The 23,679-nt window shown below is 68.2% G+C and carries 27 protein-coding genes; 10 read left to right on the forward strand and 17 right to left on the reverse strand.

The features are described from left to right. Nucleotides 1-150: 150 nt before the first annotated feature. From Q8Q77_RS01820 to Q8Q77_RS01830, 3 genes are all read left to right on the forward strand, one after another. Nucleotides 151-1,554, forward strand: coding sequence for a PAS domain-containing sensor histidine kinase (locus tag Q8Q77_RS01820; RefSeq protein WP_305580576.1), 1,404 nt, complete (start codon nt 151-153; stop codon nt 1,552-1,554). Then, entirely contained in the window at nt 1,547-2,155 is a 609-nt protein-coding gene (gene fixJ, locus Q8Q77_RS01825; RefSeq protein ID WP_305580578.1) for a response regulator FixJ, read from the forward strand. Before Q8Q77_RS01820 ends, fixJ begins: the two co-directional genes overlap by 8 nt. Before the next feature lie 69 nt (nt 2,156-2,224). After that, nucleotides 2,225-2,602 carry a response regulator transcription factor gene (locus Q8Q77_RS01830; RefSeq protein WP_305580580.1) on the forward strand — a complete coding sequence of 126 codons (378 nt, stop codon included), beginning with the start codon at nt 2,225-2,227 and terminating at the stop codon, nt 2,600-2,602. Here the strand turns inward: Q8Q77_RS01830 and Q8Q77_RS01835 are convergent. The 10 genes from Q8Q77_RS01835 to ccoN all read right to left on the reverse strand — a co-directional run bounded on the left by Q8Q77_RS01835 (nt 2,599) and on the right by ccoN (nt 12,285). Then, nucleotides 2,599-3,180: an NAD(P)H-dependent oxidoreductase gene (locus tag Q8Q77_RS01835; RefSeq protein ID WP_305580582.1), complete on the reverse strand. Its 582-nt coding sequence runs from the start codon at nt 3,178-3,180 to the stop codon at nt 2,599-2,601. The two genes, Q8Q77_RS01830 and Q8Q77_RS01835, sit on opposite strands and share 4 nt — an antisense overlap. Beyond that, nucleotides 3,180-4,565: an oxygen-independent coproporphyrinogen III oxidase gene (hemN, locus tag Q8Q77_RS01840; RefSeq protein ID WP_305580584.1), complete on the reverse strand. Its 1,386-nt coding sequence runs from the start codon at nt 4,563-4,565 to the stop codon at nt 3,180-3,182. Before hemN ends, Q8Q77_RS01835 begins: the two co-directional genes overlap by 1 nt. Before the next feature lie 61 nt (nt 4,566-4,626). Further along, on the reverse strand, nt 4,627-4,791 hold the full coding sequence (gene ccoS, locus Q8Q77_RS01845) for a cbb3-type cytochrome oxidase assembly protein CcoS (RefSeq protein ID WP_305580586.1): 165 nt from the start codon (nt 4,789-4,791) through the stop codon (nt 4,627-4,629). Beyond that, the gene (locus Q8Q77_RS01850) at nt 4,779-6,968 is read right to left on the reverse strand and encodes a heavy metal translocating P-type ATPase (protein WP_305580588.1); all 2,190 of its coding nucleotides are present in this window, start codon (nt 6,966-6,968) and stop codon (nt 4,779-4,781) included. Before Q8Q77_RS01850 ends, ccoS begins: the two co-directional genes overlap by 13 nt. Beyond that, nucleotides 6,959-7,444: a FixH family protein gene (locus Q8Q77_RS01855; protein WP_305580590.1), complete on the reverse strand. Its 486-nt coding sequence runs from the start codon at nt 7,442-7,444 to the stop codon at nt 6,959-6,961. The genes Q8Q77_RS01850 and Q8Q77_RS01855 overlap by 10 nt, the downstream gene beginning before the upstream one ends. Then, nucleotides 7,441-8,937 (reverse strand): cytochrome c oxidase accessory protein CcoG, encoded by a 1,497-nt coding sequence (gene ccoG, locus Q8Q77_RS01860; protein ID WP_305580592.1) that lies wholly within the window; start codon nt 8,935-8,937, stop codon nt 7,441-7,443. Before ccoG ends, Q8Q77_RS01855 begins: the two co-directional genes overlap by 4 nt. 7 nt (nt 8,938-8,944) lie before the next feature. Beyond that, nucleotides 8,945-9,811, reverse strand: a complete 867-nt coding sequence (ccoP, locus tag Q8Q77_RS01865; RefSeq protein WP_305580594.1) for a cytochrome-c oxidase, cbb3-type subunit III — start codon at nt 9,809-9,811, stop codon at nt 8,945-8,947. Then, nucleotides 9,798-9,977, reverse strand: coding sequence for a cbb3-type cytochrome c oxidase subunit 3 (locus tag Q8Q77_RS01870; protein WP_305580596.1), 180 nt, complete (start codon nt 9,975-9,977; stop codon nt 9,798-9,800). The genes ccoP and Q8Q77_RS01870 overlap by 14 nt, the downstream gene beginning before the upstream one ends. Continuing rightward, nucleotides 9,974-10,708, reverse strand: a complete 735-nt coding sequence (gene ccoO, locus Q8Q77_RS01875) for a cytochrome-c oxidase, cbb3-type subunit II (protein ID WP_305580598.1) — start codon at nt 10,706-10,708, stop codon at nt 9,974-9,976. Before ccoO ends, Q8Q77_RS01870 begins: the two co-directional genes overlap by 4 nt. A gap of 11 nt (nt 10,709-10,719) precedes the next feature. Then, nucleotides 10,720-12,285, reverse strand: coding sequence for a cytochrome-c oxidase, cbb3-type subunit I (gene ccoN, locus Q8Q77_RS01880; protein ID WP_371130389.1), 1,566 nt, complete (start codon nt 12,283-12,285; stop codon nt 10,720-10,722). A 214-nt stretch (nt 12,286-12,499) separates the two neighbouring features. On the opposite strand from ccoN, the gene Q8Q77_RS01885 reads away from it, so the two are divergent. The 3 genes from Q8Q77_RS01885 (at nt 12,500) to Q8Q77_RS01895 (ending at nt 13,992) form a co-directional block, all read left to right on the forward strand. Further along, nucleotides 12,500-12,775 carry a hypothetical protein gene (locus tag Q8Q77_RS01885; RefSeq protein ID WP_305580600.1) on the forward strand — a complete coding sequence of 92 codons (276 nt, stop codon included), beginning with the start codon at nt 12,500-12,502 and terminating at the stop codon, nt 12,773-12,775. Further along, a complete protein-coding gene (locus Q8Q77_RS01890; protein ID WP_305580602.1) occupies nt 12,772-13,323 on the forward strand; it encodes a hypothetical protein in 552 nt (183 codons plus the stop codon). Before Q8Q77_RS01885 ends, Q8Q77_RS01890 begins: the two co-directional genes overlap by 4 nt. A gap of 144 nt (nt 13,324-13,467) precedes the next feature. Next, nucleotides 13,468-13,992, forward strand: a complete 525-nt coding sequence (locus tag Q8Q77_RS01895; RefSeq protein ID WP_305580604.1) for a pyridoxamine 5'-phosphate oxidase family protein — start codon at nt 13,468-13,470, stop codon at nt 13,990-13,992. Here the strand turns inward: Q8Q77_RS01895 and Q8Q77_RS01900 are convergent. The 3 genes from Q8Q77_RS01900 to Q8Q77_RS01910 all read right to left on the reverse strand — a co-directional run bounded on the left by Q8Q77_RS01900 (nt 13,917) and on the right by Q8Q77_RS01910 (nt 17,843). Beyond that, nucleotides 13,917-16,631 (reverse strand): cation-translocating P-type ATPase, encoded by a 2,715-nt coding sequence (locus Q8Q77_RS01900; RefSeq protein WP_305580606.1) that lies wholly within the window; start codon nt 16,629-16,631, stop codon nt 13,917-13,919. The two genes, Q8Q77_RS01895 and Q8Q77_RS01900, sit on opposite strands and share 76 nt — an antisense overlap. Nucleotides 16,632-16,746: 115 nt before the next feature. Beyond that, nucleotides 16,747-17,472 carry a sensor histidine kinase gene (locus Q8Q77_RS01905; protein WP_305580608.1) on the reverse strand — a complete coding sequence of 242 codons (726 nt, stop codon included), beginning with the start codon at nt 17,470-17,472 and terminating at the stop codon, nt 16,747-16,749. An 11-nt stretch (nt 17,473-17,483) separates the two neighbouring features. After that, nucleotides 17,484-17,843: a hypothetical protein gene (locus Q8Q77_RS01910; RefSeq protein ID WP_305580610.1), complete on the reverse strand. Its 360-nt coding sequence runs from the start codon at nt 17,841-17,843 to the stop codon at nt 17,484-17,486. Between Q8Q77_RS01910 and Q8Q77_RS01915 the strand changes: the two genes are divergently transcribed. Then, nucleotides 17,820-18,410, forward strand: a complete 591-nt coding sequence (locus Q8Q77_RS01915; RefSeq protein ID WP_305580612.1) for a spermidine synthase — start codon at nt 17,820-17,822, stop codon at nt 18,408-18,410. The genes Q8Q77_RS01910 and Q8Q77_RS01915 overlap by 24 nt on opposite strands. A gap of 31 nt (nt 18,411-18,441) precedes the next feature. On the opposite strand, the gene Q8Q77_RS01920 is transcribed toward Q8Q77_RS01915, so the two are convergent. Both Q8Q77_RS01920 and Q8Q77_RS01925 read right to left on the reverse strand, forming a co-directional pair. Next, nucleotides 18,442-18,693, reverse strand: a complete 252-nt coding sequence (locus tag Q8Q77_RS01920) for a helix-turn-helix domain-containing protein (protein ID WP_254836598.1) — start codon at nt 18,691-18,693, stop codon at nt 18,442-18,444. A gap of 8 nt (nt 18,694-18,701) precedes the next feature. Further along, nucleotides 18,702-19,082 (reverse strand): hypothetical protein, encoded by a 381-nt coding sequence (locus Q8Q77_RS01925; protein ID WP_305580616.1) that lies wholly within the window; start codon nt 19,080-19,082, stop codon nt 18,702-18,704. Nucleotides 19,083-19,380: 298 nt separating this feature from the next. Between Q8Q77_RS01925 and Q8Q77_RS01930 the strand changes: the two genes are divergently transcribed. The 3 genes from Q8Q77_RS01930 (at nt 19,381) to Q8Q77_RS01940 (ending at nt 22,290) form a co-directional block, all read left to right on the forward strand. Continuing rightward, on the forward strand, nt 19,381-19,830 hold the full coding sequence (locus tag Q8Q77_RS01930) for a hypothetical protein (protein ID WP_305580618.1): 450 nt from the start codon (nt 19,381-19,383) through the stop codon (nt 19,828-19,830). A 139-nt stretch (nt 19,831-19,969) separates the two neighbouring features. Next, entirely contained in the window at nt 19,970-21,652 is a 1,683-nt protein-coding gene (locus Q8Q77_RS01935) for a SulP family inorganic anion transporter (RefSeq protein ID WP_305580620.1), read from the forward strand. Beyond that, entirely contained in the window at nt 21,649-22,290 is a 642-nt protein-coding gene (locus Q8Q77_RS01940) for a methyltransferase domain-containing protein (protein WP_305580622.1), read from the forward strand. Before Q8Q77_RS01935 ends, Q8Q77_RS01940 begins: the two co-directional genes overlap by 4 nt. A gap of 325 nt (nt 22,291-22,615) precedes the next feature. On the opposite strand, the gene Q8Q77_RS01945 is transcribed toward Q8Q77_RS01940, so the two are convergent. After that, nucleotides 22,616-22,936 carry a hypothetical protein gene (locus tag Q8Q77_RS01945; RefSeq protein WP_305580624.1) on the reverse strand — a complete coding sequence of 107 codons (321 nt, stop codon included), beginning with the start codon at nt 22,934-22,936 and terminating at the stop codon, nt 22,616-22,618. Nucleotides 22,937-23,087: 151 nt separating this feature from the next. Continuing rightward, nucleotides 23,088-23,618, reverse strand: a complete 531-nt coding sequence (locus Q8Q77_RS01950) for a nuclear transport factor 2 family protein (RefSeq protein ID WP_305580626.1) — start codon at nt 23,616-23,618, stop codon at nt 23,088-23,090. Nucleotides 23,619-23,679 lie beyond the last annotated feature (61 nt).

Consider the following 23,679-nt stretch of genomic DNA (forward strand, 5'->3'; position numbering starts at 1 on the left):
GTTCTCGGCGACGCGCCTTGCCGCGGCCGGTCTTGGCGCCTACCAGTTGAGGCTATGAACGGTTCCGCCAAAGCAGCACCCCCCGCCGCCACGCGCCACGCGCCGCGGTGGACGGGATATGCCTTCGCGGCCGCCGCGAGCATCGCGTCTTTGGTCCTGCACCTGGCCCTGGAGCCAATTTTCGGGGACCAGGTCGTCTTCCTGGTCTTTGTGCCGGCCGTGATCGTCAGCGCCGCGTTCGGCGGCGCCGGGCCGGCCCTGGTCGCCACAGGGGTCGGGCTTGGCGGACTGCTGGTGTTTCGCTGGGGCGAAGTCCTGGGAGACGCCGCCAGCTTCACCAACGCCGGCCTGTTCCTAGCGATCGGTGCGGCGATCGGTTTTGGCGGCTGGCGGTACCATCGCGGCCGGCGCGAGAACGCCGAGGCCTTGGCCCATCTCGAGGACCGTGAGGCGCACCTGCGCTCGATCCTCGCCACGGTGCCCGACGCCATGGTGGTCATTGATGAGCACGGGATCATGCAGTCCTTCAGCGCCACCGCCGAGCGGCTGTTCGGCTGGACCCCGGGCGAGGCGATCGGGCGGAATGTCTCCATGCTGATGCCATCGCCCTACCGCGAGGGCCACGATGGATATATCGCCCGGTACCTCACGACCGGCGAGCGGCGGATTATCGGTATCGGCCGCGTCGTGGTGGGCGAGCGGCGTGACGGATCGACCTTTCCCATGGAGCTCTCCGTGGGTGAGATGGCCACGACGCCCCGGTTCTTCACTGGGTTTGTCCGCGATCTCAGCGAACGGCAGGCGACGGAGCGGCGGCTCCAGGACGTGCAGTCGGAGCTCCTCCATGTCTCGCGTCTCACCGCCATGGGCGAGATGGCCTCGGCCCTGGCGCATGAGCTGAACCAGCCTCTGTCGGCCATCGCCAACTATGTGAAGGGCTCGGTGCGTCTGCTCGAGGCGGAAAATCCCGATCGCGGCATGATCCGCGATGCGCTGGCCAGCGCCGGCGACCAGACGCTGCGAGCCGGCCAGATCATCCGACGCCTCCGGGACTTCGTCTCCAAGGGCGAGGCGGAACCTCGCATCGAGAGCTTGCCCAAGCTGCTCGAGGAAGCTGGCGCCCTGGCCATGATCGGGGCAAAGGAGCGCGGCGTGCGGCTGCAGTACCGCATCCATCCGCAGGTGGCGCTGGTCCTGGCCGACAAGGTTCAAATCCAACAGGTCGTTCTGAACCTGATGCGCAACGCCATCGAGGCCATGGAAGACGCGCCGCGGCGGGAGCTCACGGTCTCCACCCTCCCCGCCCCGGACGGCGCGGTCGAGATCGCGGTCGCCGACACCGGTTCCGGCATCAGTCCCGAGGTCGCCGTACAGCTCTTCCAGCCCTTCTTCACCACCAAGGCGCAGGGCATGGGGGTCGGGCTGTCGATTTCGCGTACAATTATAGAAGCGCATGGCGGCCGAATCTGGGTCGAGCCCGGTCCCGACGCCGGATCGGTGTTCCGATTCACGCTGCGCGCGGTGACCGAGGGGGAGCTTGTCGACGGTGACTGAAGCCGTGGTGCATCTGATCGACGACGACGAGGCGGTGCGTGACTCGCTGTCCTTCCTGCTTACGACAGCCGGAATCGCTTCCCGGACCTATGAGTCGGCCGTGACCTTCCTCGACCAGCTGGCGGGCGCGGCCCCCGGCTGCGTGGTCACCGACATCCGCATGCCGGATATGAACGGCCTCGAGCTCGTCCGCCGGCTGAAGGACCGCGGCGCGAGCCATCCGATCATCGTGATCACCGGCCACGGCGATGTTCCGCTCGCCGTCGAGGCCATGAAGGCAGGTGTGGTCGACTTCCTGGAGAAACCCTTCGACGACGAGGCCCTGCTCGGTTCGATCCGGACGGCGCTGACGATCGGCGGTCAGGCGACCCAGGCGAGCGAGGAGCGCCGCAAGTTCGAAGCCATGCTCGCCGCACTCTCCCCACGTGAGACCGAAGTGCTGAAGGGCGTGCTCGCCGGCAAGCAGAACAAGGTCATCGCCTTCGAACTCGGCATCAGCGCGCGCACCGTCGAGGTCTATCGCGCCAACGTCATGACCAAGACGTCCGCAGGCAGCCTCTCTGAACTGGTGCGCATGGCCCTTCTGGCCGGCGGACTTTGAGGCTCGTCAAGGCGGCGCGGGGCGGAGCAGGTAATCTGACCTCTCAACGTCCTCTTCCGCCGACAGGCCATGTTAAACCGCCTTCATTCCAGACCGACGATCCTGCTGGTCGATGACGATGCGGCCTTGCGCGCGGCCCTGAAGTTCAATCTCGAGATCGAGGGGTTCGACGTCGAGACCTGCGAGAGCGGCGAAGCCCTGCTGCTGCGCAACCTTCCGGCCGGTCCTGCCTGCATGGTGCTCGACTACAATCTTCCCGGCATCACCGGCCTGGAGGCGCTGGTCCAACTTCGTCACCGGCAGGTGGATATCCCGGCGCTGATTATCACCAGCACCCCGTCCCCGAATGTGCGCGAGAGGATCAGGGCGGCCGGGGCCGGCCTCATCGAGAAGCCGCTGCTGGGCGACGGCCTGGTGAGCGGCATCCGCGAAGCGCTGGCCCGCTAGGTCCCCGCCGCCCCGTGACGTTCCATCGCCGCCAGCCAGCGCCGCCGCGTGCGGGGCCCGGCCGTCTCCACCTCACCGATGATTGCATGCCGGATCGGCTTGAAGCCGGAGATCCAAAGAACGCCCTTCTCCAGGCTTTTCAGACCGTTCGCGCCGAAGACCACCCGGAAAATCATCGCCGGCATGCCCATCGTCACCACCACGCGCGCGGATTTGCCCTTGAGCAGTCCGGATGGCGGCGCCCCCGGTGGGCTCAAGGCTACGCCGTAGCGAAACACCTGCTCCAGAAAACCCTTGAAGAGGGCCGGCGGCCCGCCCAGCCACAGCGGATGCACGATCACTAGGTGGTCCGCCCAGCGGAGCGCTTGCTGCGCCTCGAGGATGGCCGGGTGCGCGGCCTCGGACATGAACTCATCCGTCGTGCGCACCAGGGGAAAGTCCAGAGCCCCGACGTCGATGCGCCGGACCTGATGGCCTGCGCTGCTCGCCCCGCGGCCATAGGCGTTGGCCAGCGCCGCGCAGAGCCGTTCGCCGCGCGGATCGGGATGGCCGTTGAGAACCAGAATGTTCTTGGCCATTAGAGCGCCTTCGAATGGCGGCCCTCAGCCGCCGCGAAATGCTGGTCGAACACCGTGCAGATCGTGCGAACCACAAGCCGCCCAATTTCGGTGACGCTCACCCGGCCGCCGTCGCAGATGACGAGCCCGTCGCGCTCGAAGGCCCGCAGCCGCGCGAGCTCGCGGCTCAATTCACCGAGCTCCCGGTTGTGCCGCTCGCAGATGTCGAAGAGGTCCACCTGGAACTCGCACATCAGACGTTCGATGATTTCGCCGCGGAAGCGATCCTCGCGGGTCACGGCCACGCCGCGCGCGACCGGCAGCTCGCCCTTGGCGACCAGTTCGCGCCAGCCGAGCTCCGGCGTGACGTTCTGGACGAAGCCTTGCGGCAGGCTGCCGATCGCCGAGGCCCCGAGGCCCAGCAGGGTCCCCGCCCCGTCGGCGGTGTAGCCCTGGAAGTTACGGCGCAACCGGCCTTCGGCCTGGGCCCGCGCCAGGTCGTCGCTCGGCAGGGCGAAGTGGTCGAGGCCGATCCGGACATAGCCTTCGGCGACGAGCCGCTCGGCGGCGGCCTCGCTCTGGTCGAGCCGTTCGGCGGGACCGGGCAGCGCCGCCTCGTGGATGAGCTGTTGATGGGTCTTCATCCAGGGCACGTGGGCGTAACCGAACAGCGCCAGGCGTTCGGGACGCAGGGGCAGCACCTGGTCGAGGGTGGAGAGGGTGTTGGCCACCGTCTGATGCGGCAGGCCGTACATGAGGTCGAGATTGATCGAGGCCACGCCGGCTTCGCGCAGCCAGCCCATGCAACGAGCCACCTCCTCGAGGCTGCCCTGACGGTTCACGGCGTCCTGCACCCGCGGCGACAGGTTCTGCACGCCAAGGCTCGCCCGGCTCAGGCCGTAACCGGCCGCGGCCCGCACCCATTCGGGGGTCAGGCCCGGCGGATCGATCTCAGCGGCGACTTCGAGTCCCGGCTGAAGGCGAAACACCCGCCCGAGCCCGCCGAACAGCATGGCCAGTTCGTCGACCGTCAGCATGTTGGGCGTGCCGCCGCCGAGATGGATCGCTCCGGCGTCGAGCTTCCCAGGCAGCGCCCGTTTCAGCAGCGCCAGCTCGTCCATCAGATAGCCCACATAGTCGGCCACCGGACCGTGGCGCCGCACCGCGCGGGTGTTGCAGCCGCAGTACCAGCACAGGCGCGAGCAGAAGGGGATGTGGACGTAGATCGAGACCGGATCGGCCGTCGGCAGATCACGCAGCCAGGTCCGATAGAGGGCGGCGTCGACGGCGGGCGTGAACTGAACGGCGGTCGGGTAGCTGGTGTAGCGCGGCGCGCGCCCATCGTACTGGGCGACCAGGTCGGCCATGGAGGGCGCGGGCGAATAGGTCGACTGGACGGCGGTCAAGGGCGGCTCCTGTGTCTGGCCGCCAGCTTGGCGATCTGGCCATCCGGCGCCGTGACATCGGTCAATCGCCGGCCAGGGGCGCGTCCTCGGGGTCCTTGGCCAGGATGCGCTCGGCGTCCCCAATCGGATCGTCGTACTGGCCGCTCCCGAGCGTCCACCTGAAGGCGGCGAGGCCGAGGAGGGCCAGGAAGACCGAGGCCGGCGCCAGGAAGATCAGGATGTCCATCGCCGACCGCCTCCGCCGCCCATGCGCAGGGCGTTGAGCGTCACGGCCAGCGAGGAGCCCGACATCGCCAGGGCCGCGACGAAGGGGTTGATCAGGCCTGCCATGGCCGCCGGGGCGGCGATCAGGTTGTAGGCCGCCGCGAAGCCGAAGTTCTGCAGCGCCCGCCGCCGCGCCGTCCGCGCCGTGTCGATGGCCGTCACCACAGCGTCGAGCCCCTCGCCCGAGAACACCAGGTCCGCCGCATTCTGACTGGCGTCCAGGGCCGTGCCAGGCGCCATGGCGGCATGGGCGTTGGCGAGCGCGGCGGTGTCGTTGAGCCCGTCGCCGATCATCAGCACGCGCCGGCCCTCGGCCGTCCGCTGCGCGACGACCTGCGACTTCTCGGCCGGGGTGAGACCGGCGCGCCAGGCGGTCACCCCGACGGCCTTCGCGACACGTCGAACCGGATCCAAGCCGTCGCCGGACAGAATCTCGACGCTCAGTCCGCGCGCCAGCAGGGCCTGGACCGTGGCGACGGCGTCCGCCCTGAGCTGATCCTGGAAGACGTAGCGGATCTTGGGCTCGCCCTCGATCACCAGCCACAGCTCCGTCTCGCTGGGCTGCGCGCCGGTCACGCCCACGAACGCGGCCCGGCCCAGGCGGGCCCGGCGTCCGCGGATGAAGCCCTCGACGCCCTGGCCCGGCGTCTCGATCACCTTGTCGGCCAAAATCGTGGGGCCGGCTTCTAGGGCGAGCGCGCGAGCCAACGGATGGGCCGAGGCCCGCGCCAGGGGCGCGGCCATGGCCACGGCCGCGGGGACGGGATCGACCAGGCGTGGACGGCCCAGGGTCAGGACACCGGTCTTGTCGAGGATGACATGGTCGATCTCGGCCAGCCGCTCCAGGGCGGCGCCGGACTTCACCAACACGCCGCAGCGGAAGAGCCGCGCCGAGGCGCTGACCTGCACCGCGGGGACCGCGAGGCCGAGCGCGCAGGGACAGGTGATGATCAGGACGGCCACGGCCCGCAGCAGCGCCTCCCGTGGCCCCATCCCCAGGACCATGCAGCCGGCGAAGGTCATCGCCGCGGCGCTGTGCACCACCGGCACATAGAGGGCCGCGGCCTGGTCTGCGAGTTGGACGTAGCGGGAGCGCGACTGCGCGCCGGCCTCCACCAGCCGGGCGATGTCGGCGATGGCGGAATCCTCTGAGGTGGCCGTAGCCAGCAGGCGCAAGGTCCCCGTTAGATTGAGCGCGCCGGCCCGGCACGTGTCGCCGACGCGGGCCAGGACAGGCGCCGTCTCGCCTGTGAGCAGGGCGTTGTCGAGGGACGACTGGCCCGCCTCGATCCGACCGTCCACCGGAATGCGGTCGCCCGGCCGGACCAGAAGGTGATCGCCAGGAACGATGTCGCCGATCGGTCGACGATGTTCCTGCCCGTCGGGGCCGATGACGGCGGCGACCGGCGCCTGGAGCGCCAGGATGTCGCCGGCCGCGCTGCGGGCCCGGGCGCGCAGGCGATGATCCAGCCACCGGCCGATGAGCAGCAGGAAGAGCAGCGAGACCGCCGCGTCGAAATATGTGTCGGCGCCGCCCAGCACGGTCTCGACGAAGCTGATGGCGAGAGTCAGCAGGACGCCTATGGAGATCGGCACATCCATATTGGCCCGGCCGGCCTTGAGCGAGCGCCAGGCCGAGGTGAAGAACGGCATGCCGGCATAGACCGCGCAGGGCGCGCCGACCGCCGCGCTCATCCACTGCATCATGGTCCGCATCGCCGGACCCAGTTCCTGGCCGAACAGCCCCGCCCAGATCGGCACGGAGAACATCATGGCGTTGCCGGCCCCAAAGGCGGCCACGCCGAGCGCCATGGCCAGGCGACGCCCCTCGGCGTCGTGCGCCGCGGCGGCCCCGGCCGGATCGAAGGGCGTGGCGGGATAGCCGAGGCGGCCGAGGGTATCGAGAACCTCGGACACGTCGCTCGCCCCATCGTCGAACACCACCGACAACTTGCCGGTGGTCAGATTCATGCGCGCCGAGGCGACGTTGGACAGCGTCCCCACCTCGCGTTCGATCTTGGAGATGCAGCCGGCGCAACGGGCGCCTCGCACCAGGAGCTCAAGGCGCTGGCCGCCGCCATCCGGACGCAGGAAGGCGGAATAGTCCTGGTGCGGCGTGAATTCGGAAATCAGGGCCATGTCAGACGACGCTCGGCTTCAAAGGGCGCGGCCTGCGGACCGGCGGCCGTGAACCGCAGGTCCCAAGCGCCGGGCGCCGGGGAGGCGGGCGCGGCGTAGCGCCCGGGCGAAACCTCGGTGAAGTCGAGGACGATGCGCCCGGCCTCGGTGGCCGGCCGCTGCAGGTCGCCCGACAGCGTCAGGCCTCGGATCGGCCGGCCGGTCTGGTCAACGATCTCGACCTCGACCCGACCCTGGGCGGGCGCGGCCAGGGCGCGCCAGCCAAGCGCGGACTGGGCTTTCAGCCGCGCAACGGAACGGTTGTGCCGTAGACCGTCTTCGTAGGGGGTCGCCGAGACCTGGCCCGGGAAGGTGCGATAGGCGGTGACGACGAAGACCATGTCGACGGCGATCACGATGCCGAAAAACGCGACGACGGCGATGAGGACATGCCAGCCGGTCACACGAAAGCCGGCGGCGGGCGGGGCTGGATTCATGGCGTGTTCGCGGCTCCCGACAGGAAGGTGGTTTGGGCGCGCGCCTCGGCCGTTGGGGTGCGGACGACAAAGCTCGCGGGCAGGTTGGGCGCCCTGAGGGCCTGGGGCGGCAGGGTGACGAACACCCGCAGCGCCCGGACCTCGTTGGCAGGCGCCACGACGCTCAGGCTGGCGCCGCTTGAAGCCGCGGCCGGGGTCTTGATCATGGCGCCCGCGGGGCCGTCGAAGCCGACGGTCACGGTCTCATCCTCGAAGCCGCGATTGACGATCTTGAGCGTGTAGCCGTTGCGCACCGCCCCATCGTGCAGGCGCACGAACACCGGGTTGCGGTCGCGCAGCACGTGGAGGTCGAGGGTTGTCCGGACGCTGAACCCCCAGGCCATGGCGCCCGACACCGCGGCCAGGGCGACGCCATAGAACACGGTCCGGGGACGCACCAGCTTGTAGACGGCGGGCCGGCCCTGGTCGCGCGCCTCGACCGCGGCGTCGGTGTCGAAGGCGATCAGACCGGTGGGACGTCCGACCCGGACCATGATCTCATCGCAGGCGTCGATGCAGAGCCCGCAATTGATGCACTCGAGCTGCGGCCCGTCGCGAATATCGATCCCCATCGGGCAGGCGGTGACGCACTGGGTGCAGTCCACGCAGTCGCCCCGCCCGGCCCAGTCGGCGCCCTTCTTGTGCGCCCCGCGCGGTTCGCCCCGGTCGTAGCGATAGGTGACCTGCAGCGAATGCTCGTCGAGCATCGCCCCCTGGATGCGGGGCCAGGGGCACATGTAGGTGCAGACCTGCTCGCGCATGAACCCGGCGAAGACGTAAGTCGTGAAGGTCAACAGGGCGCAGAAGATGTAGCCGGTGAGCGGCCCTTGCCCGATCCAGAAGGTGCGGATCAGGGTCGGCGCGTCGTGGAAGTAGAAGATCCAGGCGCCGCCGGTGCCGAAAGCGATCCCCAGCCAGACCGCATGCTTGCCGATCTTTCGCCAGGCCTTGTTCAGCGACCAGGGCGCCGCGTCCAGCCGCATGCGCGCGTTGCGGTCGCCCTCGAACAATCGCTCCACATGGATGAACAGGTCGGTCCAGACCGTCTGGGGACAGGAGTAGCCGCACCACAGCCGCCCGAAGAGCGCGTTGCTGAGGAACAGGACCAGGGCGGCGAGCACCAGCAGTCCGGTCAGGAAATAGACCTCTTGCGGCCAGAGCTGGATCCAGAAGAAATAGAACCGCCGGCCCGCGAAATCGACCAGCACCGCCTGGTCGGGCAGGGTTCCCGGCCGCTCCCAGCGGATCCAGGGCGTGACGTAGTAGATGGTCAGCGTGGCGATCAGCAGCGCCCACTTGATGGCGCGCCAGCGGCCGTGGACCAGCTTGGGATAGATTGGTTGGCGCGGCTTGTAGAGCCCGGTCACATAGGCCGGACCGCGCGCCTTGGCCGCCGCCGAGACCGGCGAGGTCCTGGCGGCGGTAGGGCCCGACCGGTCGATCACCACGGTCATCGCCGGACTATCGCCCTCCGGCGTTGGCGTGGATGTAGACGGCGAGCGCCTTGAGGGTTTCGGGGTCGAAGCGGTCCTTCCAGGCCGGCATGACGCCGCCCTGCCCATTCCAGATCTGGTCGTGGATGGCCTGGCGGCCGGAGCCGTACAGCCACTCCTGGTCGGTCAAATTGGGCGCGCCCTGCTTCTGGTCGCCCAGCCCCTTCACCCCGTGGCACGAGACGCACTGGGCCACATAGACCGGCGCGGCGCGCCGGACGGCGGCGACATCGGCCGGGCGATGCGACAGCGCCACCACGAACTCCGTCAGGTCGTCCACCTGGGCCGAGGTCAGCATCTGGTCGCGCCCGAAGGCCGGCATCTGGGAGAACCTCGCATCGGGGCCGCCCGATCGGACGCCGACCTGGATGGTCCGGTGGATGTCCGCGAGCTCGCCGCCCCAGAGCCAGACGTCGTCGCGCAGGTTGGCGTAGCCCTTGGCGCCGACCCCGCCCGTGCCATGGCAGGTGGCGCAGTTGTCGCCGAACACCGACTGGCCGACCGCCTGGGCGTAGGCCTGCAGTTCTGGATCGCGCTCGATCTCGTCGAGCGAGGCGGTGCGCAGGCGGGCCGCCTGGGCGCCGCGCACGGCTGTCAGGGCCTGGAGTTCGCCGACGACCGCCTGGCGGTCGGACTGTCCCAGGATCCCCTTGGAATAGCCGGTCAGGCCCGGCCAGGACGGCATCAGCACCCAGTAGACCACGGCCACGGCGATGCTGGCGTAGAACACCCAGAGCCACCAGCGCGGCAGGGGATTGTCCAGTTCGCGGATGCCGTCCCACTCGTGGCCCGTGGTCTCGACGCCCGCGACCTCGTCGGACTCACGCTTCGACATCGGGATCCTCATGGTTTTGCAGGGGAAGGTGGGCCAGGCGTCGGAACGCCTCGCGGTTCTTGGGCCACAGCGCGTAGAGAACCCCCGCGGCGAAGACGGCGCCGAAGTAGATCAGCCCGCCCTGCTGGGCGAACCGCGCCACGGTTTCGTAGGTGAGACCGCTCATCGCCGGTTCTCCGGGGCCTCGGCCTGGTAGGTCTTGAAGTCGACCAGGGTGCCCAGCATCTGGAGGTAGGCCACCAGGGCGTCCATCTCGCTGACCTGGTCGGGATTCCCGTCGAAGTCGCGCTGCTGGGCCTTGGCGCCGTAGCGGGCCAGGAATTTGGCGGAGCCGGCGAAGGGGTCGGCCTGGGTCTCCAGGTCTTCCTTGGCGCTGTCGATCATCTCCTGGGTGTAGGGGACGCCGACCTTGTTCATGGCCCGGATCTTCGCCTGGATGTCGCGGTAATCGAGCGGCTTGTCCGCCAGGAAGGCGTAAGGCGGCATCACCGATTCCGGCACCACCGAGCGCGGGTCGATCAGGTGGTCGCGGTGCCAGGCGTCGGAGTATTTTCCGCCCACCCGCGCCAAGTCTGGCCCGGTGCGCTTGGAGCCCCACTGGAAAGGGTGGTCGTACATGCTCTCGGCGGCGAGGCTGTAGTGGCCGTAGCGCTCCACCTCGTCGCGCAGGGGGCGGATCATCTGCGAGTGGCAGAGGTAGCAGCCCTCGCGGACATAGATGTCGCGGCCTTCGAGCTCGAGCGGTGTGTAGGGGCGTACGCCTTCCACCTTCTCGATCGTGCTCTCCAGGTAGAAGAGCGGCGCGATCTCGACCATGCCGCCGATGGAGACGACGATCAGGATGCCGAGGACGAGCGGCAGCGAATTCCGCTCAAGCTTGCTGTGATGTTTCCACATGGTCGGGTCCCCTACTCGGCCGCGACGAGCGCGGGGGCGGGACCGGCGGCCTGGGCGTCGGGCGCCCGGCTCGGCATGCGGATCGTACGCCACAGGTTGTAAGACATGATCAGCGCGCCGGAGAGGTACATGAGACCTCCGAGGGTGCGGATGACGTTCTCGATGTGCTTGGCCGAGACGGTCTCGACGAACGAGTTGGCGAGGAAACCCTGCGGCGTGTACTCGCGCCACATCAGGCCTTCCATGATGCCGGAGACCCACATCGCGCAGATGTAGAGGACGATCCCCAGGGTCGCGATCCAGAAGTGCCACTCGGCCAGGGCGTTGGAGTAGAGCCGGTCCTTCTTCCACAGCCAAGGCACCAGGCAGTAGACCGCCCCGAACGAGATGAAGCCGACCCAGCCCAGGGCGCCGGAATGCACGTGCCCGATCGTCCAGTCGGTGTAGTGGCTGAGCGCGTTGACCTCGCGGATCGACATCAGCGGGCCTTCGAAGGTCGACATGCCGTAGAAGGCGATGGAGACCGCCATCATCCGTAGGACCGGATCGGTGCGAAGTTTGTCCCAGGCGCCCGAGAGCGTCATCAGGCCGTTGATCATCCCGCCCCAGGACGGCATCCACAGCATGATCGAGAAGGTCATGCCCAGCGTCTGGGCCCACTGCGGCAAGGCCGTGTAGTGGAGGTGGTGCGGACCCGCCCAGATGTAGATGAAGATCAGCGACCAGAAGTGGACGATGGACAGGCGGTACGAATAGACCGGCCTCTCCGCGCGCTTCGGCACGAAGTAATACATCATCGCCAGGAAGCCGGCGGTGAGGAAGAAACCGACCGCGTTGTGGCCGTACCACCACTGGATCAGGGCGTCCTGGACGCCGGCGAACAGCGAATAGCTATGATGGCCTAGGAAGCTGACCGGCATGGCCAGGTTATTGACCACGTGCAGCAGGGCGATGGTGACGATGAAGGCCAGGTAAAACCAGTTGGCCACATAGATATGCGGTTCTTTGCGCTTCCAGATCGTGCCCAGGAAGACCAGCAGATAGGCGACCCAGACCACGGTCAGCCACAGATCGACGTACCACTCGGGCTCGGCGTATTCCCGCGACTGGGTGATGCCGGCCAGGTAGCCGGTGGCCGCCAGAACGATGAATAGTTGGTAGCCCCAGAAGACGAACCAGGGCCAGGCGCCGCCGGCCAGGCGCGCCCTGCAGGTGCGTTGCACGACATAGAACGAGGTTGCGATCAGGGCGTTGCCGCCGAAGGCGAAGATCACGCCCGAGGTGTGCAGGGGCCTAAGGCGCCCGAAGTTCAGCCAGCCCGCCTCAGGGAAGTAGAAGATGGTCGGCCAGGACAGCTGGGCGGCGAGCACCACCCCCGCCAGCAGGCCAGCGATGGCCCAGAACATGGTGGCGATGACACCGGCGCGGACCACGCCGTCGGCGTACTGGTTCTGGGGAGAGCGGAACCGGCCCGACGACAGCCCCACCGTCATGGCGCTGAGCGCCGTAACGAAGGCGGCGATGAATATCCAGCCATGGAACCGGAACAGGCGGTCGTCGGAGAACGCCGTCGCCATGAGGGCGCCGAAGGCCAGTAGGCCCGTCAGCGCATAGAGCAGGACGGCGTTCAGGGGCGCCGTGTCGGTTTGTGCCGATTGAGTGGTCATGTTCTCCGCGAGTCGCTGCGATGCCCGGCCGCCAGTCTCACAATCGGCGGCCGGATGGCTTTGATTTCAGTCAAGGCCGACGCGTTCGCGCCTCGCGATCCTGTCGGGGAGTGGAGGAACACCCATGCACGCGAACGAGCCATTGGATGCGGGAGCCGTCGCCGGGGCGCTGTGCTTGCTGGCGTCGGCCGGCAGCGCCGCCCTGGCATGGGCCCACATGCGCGCGATCGACCAGATGGGAATCATCTGCGGCGCGCCGTTGGAGCCGCACTGCGGTTGGTGCGCCTCGGCCCTGATCCTGGGTCTCTTCGGGGTCGCCCTGGGCGCTGGAACGCCTCGCCTTGCCCGGCGCCGGATTCCCGCCACCGCCAAGACCCGCGTCTCCGGAGAACACCTGTGAACCAGCGCCCCCTGTTGATCGTCTCGGCGATCCTGTTGAGCCTCCCGGCCTATGCGACCCAGGCCCAGCCCGCCAAACCTCGCAGCCAGGCCGAACAGACCTTGCGCGCCATGGACGCCCACGCTCACTCGGCGGCCGACCGCGCCATCGATGCGGCGAGTTCGGCGGCGCAGTCGGCGATCAAGGCGCTGGACACGGCCGAGACGGCGCTGCGCGAGGTGACCCGCGAGAGCGCCGACGCGTCGCGAACCGCCTCGCAGGAGGCGGAGGCCGCCGCTGTGGCGGCCGCCGCACGGGCCAAGGAAGCCTTCGCCCGGGGATCGGCCGACACGCGAATCGCCGCCGACCGATCCGTGAAGGCCGCCCGGAGCGCCGCCGAGGAAACGGCCAGGGCGGCGCAGACCGCCCAGGCCGCCGATCAGGCCACGACCCAGGAGACCCTTCGGGCGGCGCGCGACGCCGCCAAAGCGTCCGCCGACGCCGCGGCCAAGGCGCTCGACACCATGCAGGTCGCGGTCCGTCGGGCGAAAAAGGACCACGCCTACTAAACGCCTGCCATCTACAGCCGCAGCACCGCGGCGTCGGCGCGGGTGAGTCTGGCGACCGACCAACTGGCCTTGAGCGGCGTCAAAGCCGGGTCGGCCGCAGGAGCCCAAGGTCAAATCACCCCGGCGTCCCACAGGGAGGCGAACATGACCGCGAAAGACGCCCACCCACCCGTCGAGATCGACGGCGCCGACGAACACGAAATTCAACGCCTGATCATCGAGATCCTGGACGAGAACCGGCTGATGAGCATCGGCGTCAATCGCCCCGATGGCTGGCCTCAGGTCACGGTGGTGAACTACCTGCGGCAGGGTCGGGCCCTCTATTTCGTGGTGGCCCGCGACAGCCAGAAGTTCGCCAACATCAGCCGCGACTCGCGGGTGTCCATCGCCATCGGCGGCGGGGCCGGCCGAGAGGCTCCGGTTCGCGGCCTTTCCATGGCCGCGCGCGTCAGCGAGGTCCTCGAGCCCGATCGGATTGAACAGCTCAACAAGCTGATCTGGAGCCGTCCCGCCGAGGCCGCATTCACTCCCCACCCCAGCTCGGCGAATGTGGCGGTGCTGGAGGCCCGGCCGCAGATCGTCTCGGTGATCGACTACGCCACCCCGCCCGGTCGCCGGGTCTTGGTGCGGGTCGTCGACGAGTGGCGCGTCGAACGCGTCTCCCCCTGACCCGACGGGCTGAGGGTTCGCAAACGAAGCATAAGGGCCAGCCAGCCGCCGCTCACCACGGCGACCAGCAGGGCCATCGCCAGCAGCCGAGCATCCGGAAGCGCCATGCCGAACACCTTGGCCAGGGCCGGGACGGCCAGGACGAGGGCAAGGACGCTTGAGGCGGCCGCGGCGATCGACCAGTAGGCCCAGCGATGCGTCGCCAGGAGCCGCCCGCCGACCGGCACCGCATCGGCGAGCGCGAGCACGAGGTTGCCGCCGACAAGGGCGATGAAAGCCGCCCCTCGAGCTTGCGGTTCGGAATAGGCTTCCAGAGCCCAGGCGTAGACGCCGAACACGCCCAAGAGGACCCCGCCGCCCTGGACCAGAGCCAGGGCGAGTTGAGCGGGCCCAAACAGCGCCTCGTCCGGGCGTCGCGGCGGACGAGTCATGGCGTCGGCCTCGCTGGGCTCGCCTTCGAAGACCAGGGCGCACACCGGATCGATGACCAGCTCCAGCAACACCACGTGCATTGGGAACAGCAGCGGCGGCATGCCCAGGACGATCGGCCCCAGAGCCAGGCCGGCGATTGGCACATGGATGGCGGTGACATAGGTCAGCGCCTTGCGCAGGTTGATGAAGATGCGCCGGCCGAGGCGCACCCCGCCGACGATCGCAGCGAAGCTGTCGTCCAGCAGCACGAGATCGGCGGCCTCGCGGGCGACGTCGGTCCCCCTTTTCCCCATGGCGACGCCGATATGGGCCGCCTCCAGCGCCGGGGCGTCGTTGACCCCGTCGCCGGTCATGGCGACGACCTCGCCGTTGGCCTTGAGCGCCTCCACGAGCCGGAGCTTCTGCTCCGGAATCATACGGGCGAAGACCCGCGCGGTCCGAAGCCGCTCGCGGAGCATGGGCGTCGACATCGCAGCGACCTCGGGGCCCGTGATCACGCCCGCGGAGGTGTCGATCCCGGCGGTCTCGGCGATCGCCCGAGCGGTGGCCGGATGGTCGCCGGTGATCATCACCACCGCAATCCCGGCGGCGTGCGCCTCGCGCAAGGCGCCGGGTACGTCGGCGCGGACCGGGTCGAGGAAGCCGACCAGGCCGGCGAACTGGAATTCAGCCGATTGGGGATCGTCGGGAAAGGCGCCCTCGGCCTGCGAGGAGGCGACGCCCAGCACCCGCAAGCCCTGGCGGGCGAAGTCGTCGACCACATCATGGAGACGCCTCACCTCGCGGTCGGACAGCCTGCAGAGGCGGAAGATCGCTTCCGGCGCGCCCTTGGCCGCGGCAAGCCGCATCGCGCCGTCTTTCCGCCAAGCCTGGATGACCGCCATCCGGTCGGGCCGGAGCGGCCAGCAACGTTCGGGTTCGAAGGCTTCAAGTCCAGGCTCGGTGGAGGCCCCGCGCAGGCGTTCGCGGATCGCCCGGTCCATGGGATCGACCGGGCGGACGGCCGAGGCCAGGCCGGCCAGCTGCAGCAGTTGAGCCGTTTCGTCCGCCAGGGCCCCAGAGTCCTGGATCGCGACGTCGCCAGCCTCGGTCCAGAGGCGCGCGACCTCCATCCGGTTCTCGGTGAGCGTGCCGGTCTTGTCCACGCAGAGCACGGTGGCCCCACCCAGTGTCTCGATCACCGCGCTTCGGCGGACCAGCACTCTGTGGGTCGCTAACCTCCAGGCGCCCAGAGCAAGGAAGACGGCCAGCACCATCGGGAACTCTTCCGGGACCAGCGCGATGGCCGCGGTAACGCCGGCCAGCACGCCGCCCGCCCAATCCTCGCGGATCAGCCCGTAGGCGACCGCCACCAGAACGCAGTAGCCGAGCGCCAGCAAACCGAGCAGACCGACGAGCCGGCCGGCCTTGCGCTGCAGGGGCGTGGGTTCCTGGCCGATAGCGGCGAGCGAGGCGCCGATGCGGCCCAACTCCGTATCTCCGCCTGTCCGGGTGACCTGCGCCACGCCCTGCCCTCGCACCACTAGCGCGCCGGCGAACAGGTGCGGGCCTAGCTCCGCGCCGGGCGCCGCATCGCCGGTGAACGCCTCGCCGGCCTCCATCCATCGCTTCGACACCGGCGCGGACTCACCGGTCAGCGCCGATTCATCGACCCCAAGCATGTCCCCCGCCACCAAGAGGCCGTCGGCCGGCAGCCGCTCGCCCTCTCCCACCAGAATGATGTCGCCAACCACCAGTTCGCGGGCCGGAATCCGTCGCTCGGCGCCGCCGCGGATCACCCGCGCGAAGGGTTGCGCCAGGTCGCGCAGGGCCGCCATCGCCCGTTCGCTGCGCGCCTCCTGCAAGATAACCAGGCCGATCGTGGCCAGCGCCCCGGCCAGGATGAACAGGCCCTCGCCGAGGTCGCCCAAAGCCAGGTAGAGGACGGCGGCGACCATGAGCAGGATGAACATGGGCTCGCGCATGGTTTCGACGGCGATCCGCAGGAGCCCTCGCCCGGCGGCGCGCGGAAGCTCATTGGCGCCGTCCTGGAGCAGCCGCTGCGCGGCCTGCTCTTCGCTCAGTCCTCGAAGCGGCTCGGCGGCCACAACGAGAAGGCTGGCCACGTCCAACTCGACCCGCGAGGCCGGGAGGTCGCGCGCGCCAAGGTGGCGCACAGCGTCGGCGCCCAGGCCCGGGGCGGCGGCCGGCTTGTCGTGGAGAGACATTGGAGGGCTCCTTGGGCGTCCTTCCTCTCACCCGCACGGCCCGACGCCCTTGATCGAAATCACAAGGACGGCCAAGCGCGCACCCGGACCGCCGCGCCTGGGCCGCGGGCCGCGATCAAGCCAGGTTGGCCGCCGGCGGGAGCGTGACCCGAACGGTCAGACCGGCGTCCTGGGACCTGAACTCGATGCGCGCGCCAAGCTGCTTGCCGAGCGCGCGCATCAGCCGCAGGCCCAGCCCGCCGCCCGAGGCCGCATCAACCGCGACTGGCAGACCCGGTCCATTATCGGCGATTTCGATGACCAGCGCACCGAGCCGCGGTTGGCGGCTCCGAACCAGGATCTTGCCCGCCTGCCCTGGGGCATAGGCATGCTTGACGGCATTGGTGATCGCCTCGGAAACAATCTGGGTGAGCGGAAGGATCTGGTCGGTCGGCGCCCGGCATCCGGGTGCGAAGTCCTCGACCAGTTCGATCCTGCCGGTCAGGAGAGACGCCAGCGGCGCGCAAACCTCGTGCAGATGTTCGCTGAGGTCGGCGGATGTGCGCCGTCCGTTCGCGGCCAGCGACCGATGCAGCCGGGCGATCGCCTCGATCTGAGTCCGGATGCTCTCAAGGAACAGCTGGACGGATTCACCTGTGGGCTCGGCGGGGGACTGGCGGGCCATCTCGATGGCTTTCAGGCGCGCGAAGGCGGCCAGCATGGACAGGTGGTTGGCGATCCGATGATTGGCCTCCTCGATGAGGCGGCAGTCGTCGCAGAGGCTGCTGCGGCCGGTGGGGGGTGTTGGGCCTTGGCGGGCGTCGGTGGCGCCCGCGTCGGCGACTGCATCGGGCATGATCATGTCCCCGTCCGCTAACCGGCGGTGTCGGCGAGAATGGTTAACTCTACGCGCCCGCCAGCCGCCCGGTTTTGACCATCGTCAAGACCGCGCGGCTGCATGCCTTCGAGGCCGCCGCCTGAAGCAAGGGAGCCCCGCACGGCGATCTCGACGGTGGCGAGCGCGCGTTTGCGTCCAAGGCCGAGCGAGGGGCGTTTCACATCATGATTGATGTTCATGCCATCATCGGTGATATGCTTTCCGACGATTCCTAGGTTCACCTTCTCGTCGCCCCGGCGAACGTAGCCTGCGGTCTCAGGGAAGCCGGCGCTATGAGGGTGCTTGTCCAATGCGATGATGCGGACAGGAAGGTGCGCGTCTTCGAGGCGATCCATGACGGATCTCGCTTCTATTTCGAGGACGGCGCGCTCTACACCCACGTGGACGCTGAGGGCGTCAATCTCCTGGAATATGTTTCGGCCATGGAGGCCGCGCTCAAGGGTCGCGAAAATCTCCTCCTGCTGGGGACGGCGGGCGGGGCCCTGGCGACCCAGCTCAGCCGACGGGGCGCGAAGGTCACCGCTGTCGACAACTGGCCGACGGCTTTCGAAATCGCGCGCCGCTGGTTCCATCTCCCGACCGAGGTCGAGTGCATCCACGCCGACGCCCTGACCTTCCTGCGCTCGACGGAACGGCGGTGGGACGCCGTCGCGATCGACGTCTTCAGCGGCACGGAGATTCCGGACGCCATGCTGACCACCGACATCGGGCAGTTGCTCGCTAACGTGCTCTCGCCCGGCGGCCTGATCGTCTGGAACGTGGCTGACTGCACGGCGTCATGGCCGGCCCAATGGATCGCCAGGGCGCTGCGATTGGCGGGCCTGACGCCCCGGCTGGTCCCCGTGTTGGCGGAAGATGTCGGCAACACCCTAGTGGTCTGCCACGCAAAGCCCGGTCGTTGAGCCGGGGGCCCGCGCGGGTCGCCTCGTCGAACTACTTGCGTTCCAGGAGCCGCACGCCCCGCCCCTCGCCTTCGCTCCGCGCGCCGCTGGCGATCAGCTCCACGCCGGCCGCATTGATGGCGTTGACCACTTTCTCGAGGCTGTCGACGACCGCGCGCACAATTCCGTCGCTTGCCTCCATCCGTTGGATGGTGGGCAGCGACACGTTCGCCAGCCGCGCCAGCTCCTTCTGGTCAATACCGAGCAGCGCGCGCGCCGCCTTCATCTGTGAGCCCGTGATCATTTTCGTATCTATAATGATGCGCAATGCATCATCAAGTCGCACATGCGCCCGACTTCGCGTGCGGCAAATTTCGGATCCTGACGCAGGAGATTGAGCACCGCGCCCGCCGCGGCCGGACCATCAAAGACCAGATCCATGCGGTCGTACCAGGCGCGTATCGCCAAGCGCGTCGCGGACACCGTGACCACCTCGTCGATCTTCCCGATCGGGATCGCTGAGAGTTGCTCCGCGTCATCGATGAAGATCAGCCGCCAGCTGGTCAACATCACCAGTCCAAGGCGACCAACTCCCGACGTCACGCGCTCAGCCGCCCATCCCTCCAGCAGCGACTCCCCTTCGAACAGGGTGAGCGATCGCCTCAGGCGGGCGAGATCCGTCGCGCAGTCCAACCGGCAACCACCATTGCTGGGAGGTCGAGCGTCGCCATCCGCACCGCCTCCATGTCTCCCATGATGTCTTACATATCGTTCGCGATATGTGAATGGCCAAGATTCACGATTTTCCGTAGGCCGTTCTGCGGAAGCACGCCAGATGGACCGGAATGATATTCCGAACGCCTTGAGGGTAATTTCAAGACAATATGTTGATCCAAAATACGTTCTTCATGATGCTTGACACATCAGTTTGCTGTGGTGAAATTGCGGACTCAAGGTCATCCTGTTCGCGCCCCTCATCCGAGAGTCCGCCATGCCGCTGAACGTCGTCTGCGACCGACCGACCATCGTTCTGGTGGAGAGCGACGGCGAACTTCGCGGCCGGCTCGCCGCCGGACTTCGGCACGACGGCATGCGTGTCGTTGAGTACGAGGACGGCGGCCCCGCCCTCGCAGCGATCGAACAGGGCCTGTCGGCGGACATTCTCGTCATTTCCCCCCAAGGCGGCGGCGTGGTGACCTACGATATGGCCCGGCAGGCCAGGGCGCTGGCGCCCCAGATCCAGATCGTGGTCACGCCCGCGCCTCAGGAGACGCACGACCTTCCGTCGGAGGCCCATGTGCTCGTCAAACCCTTCGAGCCAAGCCGGCTCTCGCGATACATCCGCTTCGTGGCCGCCAAGCCCGCCCTGCGCGGCGCGCTGCGCGCGGTCTACCGGCAGGCGCGGTCAGCGCGGCCGGCGTTGACGCCCCTCGCCCATTAAATGTGGCGCCCATGGGACTTCATACGCTGGCGGTGCTGCGGTCTTTCGAGGCGGCCCTCGTCGCCCAGCAGGTCCGCAAGCGCCGTCGCCTGGCGAGGCGTGCGAATGATCGCCCGGTCCGAAAAGAGGCGTCCGGCTGATGTCGCATGACTGGCGCCTGTTCATTCCCAAGACCGTGACGGTCCTGCGCCAGGGCTACGGCCTGGCGCCGTTCCGCGGCGATGTCGTCGCCGGCCTGACGGTGGCGATCATCGCCATGCCGCTGGCCATGGCGCTGGCCATCGCGTCGGGAACCACGCCGGAGCGCGGCCTGATCACCGCGGTGGTCGCCGGCTTCCTGATCTCATTCCTCGGCGGCAGCCGATTCCAGATTGGCGGACCGACCGGAGCCTTTGTCGTCGTGGTCTATGGCGTGATCGCCAAGCACGGATACGATGGTCTGCTGATCGCCACGACGATGGCGGGCCTCATCCTGATCGCCGCGGGGCTCCTTCGCATCGGGACCCTGATCAAGTACATTCCCGATCCGGTCACGACCGGGTTCACGACCGGCATCGCCACCATCATCCTGGTCAGCCAGCTGAAGGACATCTTCGGCCTCTCGATCGAGCGCGTCCCCGCCGACATCATTCCCAAGCTGCAGGCGCTCTGGGGTGCGCGCGCCAGCCTGAGCCTTCCCACCCTGACCCTTGCGGTCATCTGTTTCGTCGCGATCATGACGTTGCGGCGCTTGGCGCCGAAGATTCCGGGCTTCCTCGTGGTGACGGTCGCCGCGGCGGTGGCGGTCACCCTGCTGGCCTTACCGGTCGAGACGATCGGCACGCGGTTCGGGGGCGTATCCTCCACCCTGCCCCCGCCGAACCTCACGTTCTGGTCATGGACGAAGGCGCGCGATGTCCTACCGAGCGCCCTCACCATCGCGTTGCTCGCCGGTGTCGAGTCGCTGCTGTCGGCCGTCGTCGCCGATCAGATGACGGGTCGGCGGCATCGCTCCAATATCGAGCTGGTGGCCCAGGGGATCGCCAACATCGCTTCGGCCGCTTTCGGCGGCCTGCCGGCGACCGGCGCCATCGCGCGCACCGCGACCAATATCCGCTCCGGCGCCCACTCTCCGGTGGCCGGCATGCTGCACGCGGCCTTCCTGCTGCTCTTCATGCTGCTGCTCTCGCCCCTGGCCAAGTATGTGCCGCTGGCGGCCCTGGCGGCCATCCTGGTGGTGGTCGCGATCAATATGGCCGAGCTGCAACGCTTCCGGCTGCTGCTCGGCACATCCAACGGCGACCGGGCCGTCTTGCTGCTGACCTTCGGGCTGACGGTCGTCGTGGATCTGACGCTGGCCATCGAGGTCGGCATGGTGCTGGCCGCCTTCGTGTTCATGCATCGCATGAGCCAGCTCTCCACCGTGGAGGGCGGCGGCCCGGCCCTCATCGACGGCGACCGGGACGACTTCAACCGCGCGGACGAGCCGGCCTACGAACCCCATGAGGGTTTGCCCCACGATACCGCGGTGATCACCTTCAGGGGTCCCTTGTTCTTCGGCAGCACCAGCGTGCTGAAGGACGCCCTTGACCAGATCGGCGGCCGCAGCCGGCGCTACATCCTGAGGTTCGAGGAGGTTCCGCTGATCGATCCGACCGGAGCCGCCGCCCTTTCGTCGTTCCTTCGCCGCGCCATCCAGGACGGCGCCGAGATCGTCGTCTGCGGCGCCCGTGACAGCGTGCGGACCAATCTCCTGCGCACGGTGGAGGCCCACGTCCTGGAGAAGGTCGGGTTCGCACCGGACTTCGCCACGGCCCGCGCCGCCACGACGGCGGTCGCATGATCCCGCTTCGAAGCGTCCAGACGGCTGGCGGCGAAGTGGCGGTCATCCTGCGCCGGTCCGATCGCGCCGTCGGCTATGTGAAAGACGGGGTGCTGCAGACGCTGATCGACGCCCGCGGCCACAACCTCGCGCCGCATGTGAACGCTGCGGTGGATGTCCTGCTGCAGGAGAAGGTTCGCCAGGCGCTCGTGCTGGGCTATGGCGGCGGCGCGGCCTCGACCATGCTGCACCGAGCTGGCGTGGATGTGTTCGCTGTGGACTGCGATCCCTGCGCCAAGCCGCTGGCGCAGCTCTTCTTTCGGGCCCCGCCCTGCCTCGATGTGGTTGTCAGCGACGCCGCGGCCTACGTCGAGTGGGCCGCGGCGACCTCCTTCGACGGCGTCCTCATCGATTTCCAGGACTCTATCGAGACGCCCAAGGCCTATTTGTCCCAGTCCTTCTGGCGGGCGGTGGCGAGGGTGCTTCGTCCCAGAGGCATGGCCGTCGTCAACGTGACCCCGTGGCTTCATGGCGGACCCGACTGGCGGACGTTTCAAGGCGCCCTCGGCCTGGGCGGCTTCGACGCGGTGGCGCTGAGTGATGAGCACGGCGCCGGCAACCGGATTCTGGTGACCGTTCGCGGCGCCGCGGCGACATAGTCCCGCGCCGATCGACAGCCCAGACGACCTTCCTGGGCCTCAAGCATGGGGCCTGGCGGCGCGGTCCGAACTGCCGGGAGGACCCGCTCTCAATCAGCGGGTCGCAGGTTCAAATCCTACCGCACCCACAAAAATTCTCTTAGAATTCCGAGAATTAAGGCCGACCCTTTCGGGAGATAGTCAAGCGTCGACATTAGAACGGCGTTTGGAACGGCAAACTCGCGACCACTGACATCAGAGCCCTCGCGGCGTGTTGAGGCGAAAGCGGCCGGAGACACCGCCACATCGAGGCCGAGACGCAGTGCGCAAGCCGGCGCTTCGCCCCCTAGAGATTCGTCTCGAGCGTCCGCATCGGGGGTTCGTGTTTCTCGGCGATATCGAGGCACTCCTCGTGACGCTTCGCTCGGCTGACATTCAGACGAATGAAGACGTCCGTGGCGCGGTGGACAGTCTGCGCTACCTTCCAGCCGCGAAATGCCTCGCGGAGGCTGTCGATCTCAGCGCAGCAGATCAGAGCCCAGCTAGCGTCATCTCGCCGGACGTAGATCACGTTCCCCGCCGTGGCCGGGAGCTCCTCGCGCTCCTGATGACGCCGGAACCGGTAAGTGGCGCCGCTGGCGCCGGCGATGTCGAGCACCTGAGTCATGACGAACCTTAGATGGCGGAAGAGCCTCCAGTCGCATCTTGGATCGACGAGAGTGGGGCGGAGCGCGACGCGCTTTTGTCATCTTTATCGCCGCCCGACCACGTGGCTTCGTCGCCAATGACCCAGCCCCCGTCGCCGGGATAGGTCAAGTCTAGGGTGTATTGGGTCGGCCGATCAGCGCATAGATCGGATCGTCCGGCCATGAGCCGCCGATCGGTTGGCGTCGGCCGAAGCGCTCGGCTTCCGTTCCCGGCGGCAGGGGCATCTGCTCGACCCAGTCGAACACCACCAGACGGCGGGCCACCCGCCACTCGTCGCCGCGCTTTTCGAACCAGTCGACATAGCGGCCGGCCATGTCCCACTGCACGAGGGCCCCGTTCTCGGTCTGACGCTGCAGGGCGGTGAAATAGGACTCGACGGCCGCGCCGCCCGGCTTGCATTCGATAAGGATGTTGTGGATCTGATGGATGCCCCTCTCGATCGTCGGCAGGGTCTTCAGGGCCCAGGCGATGAAGCCCTCAGCGCTGCCCTGGTAGGCGCCGTGATTGTCGGTGGCGTCCGGCCAGTAGGCTGAGCGCAGGGCCGCCTCGTCCTTGCGGTCGATCCCGCGGCAGTAGCGATAGATGCAGTCTCGGATCATCTCTCGATCCCAGAGTTCCTGCAGCTTGTCGGTGTTGGTCATGGGTCTCCCCCGGTTCTGGATAGGTCTGCATGATCGTGTGGGCCGCAGGGTCTATGGCAAC

Origin of the sequence: Phenylobacterium sp., assembly GCF_030698145.1 — a bacterium.
Classification (GTDB): Bacteria; Pseudomonadota; Alphaproteobacteria; order Caulobacterales; family Caulobacteraceae; genus Phenylobacterium.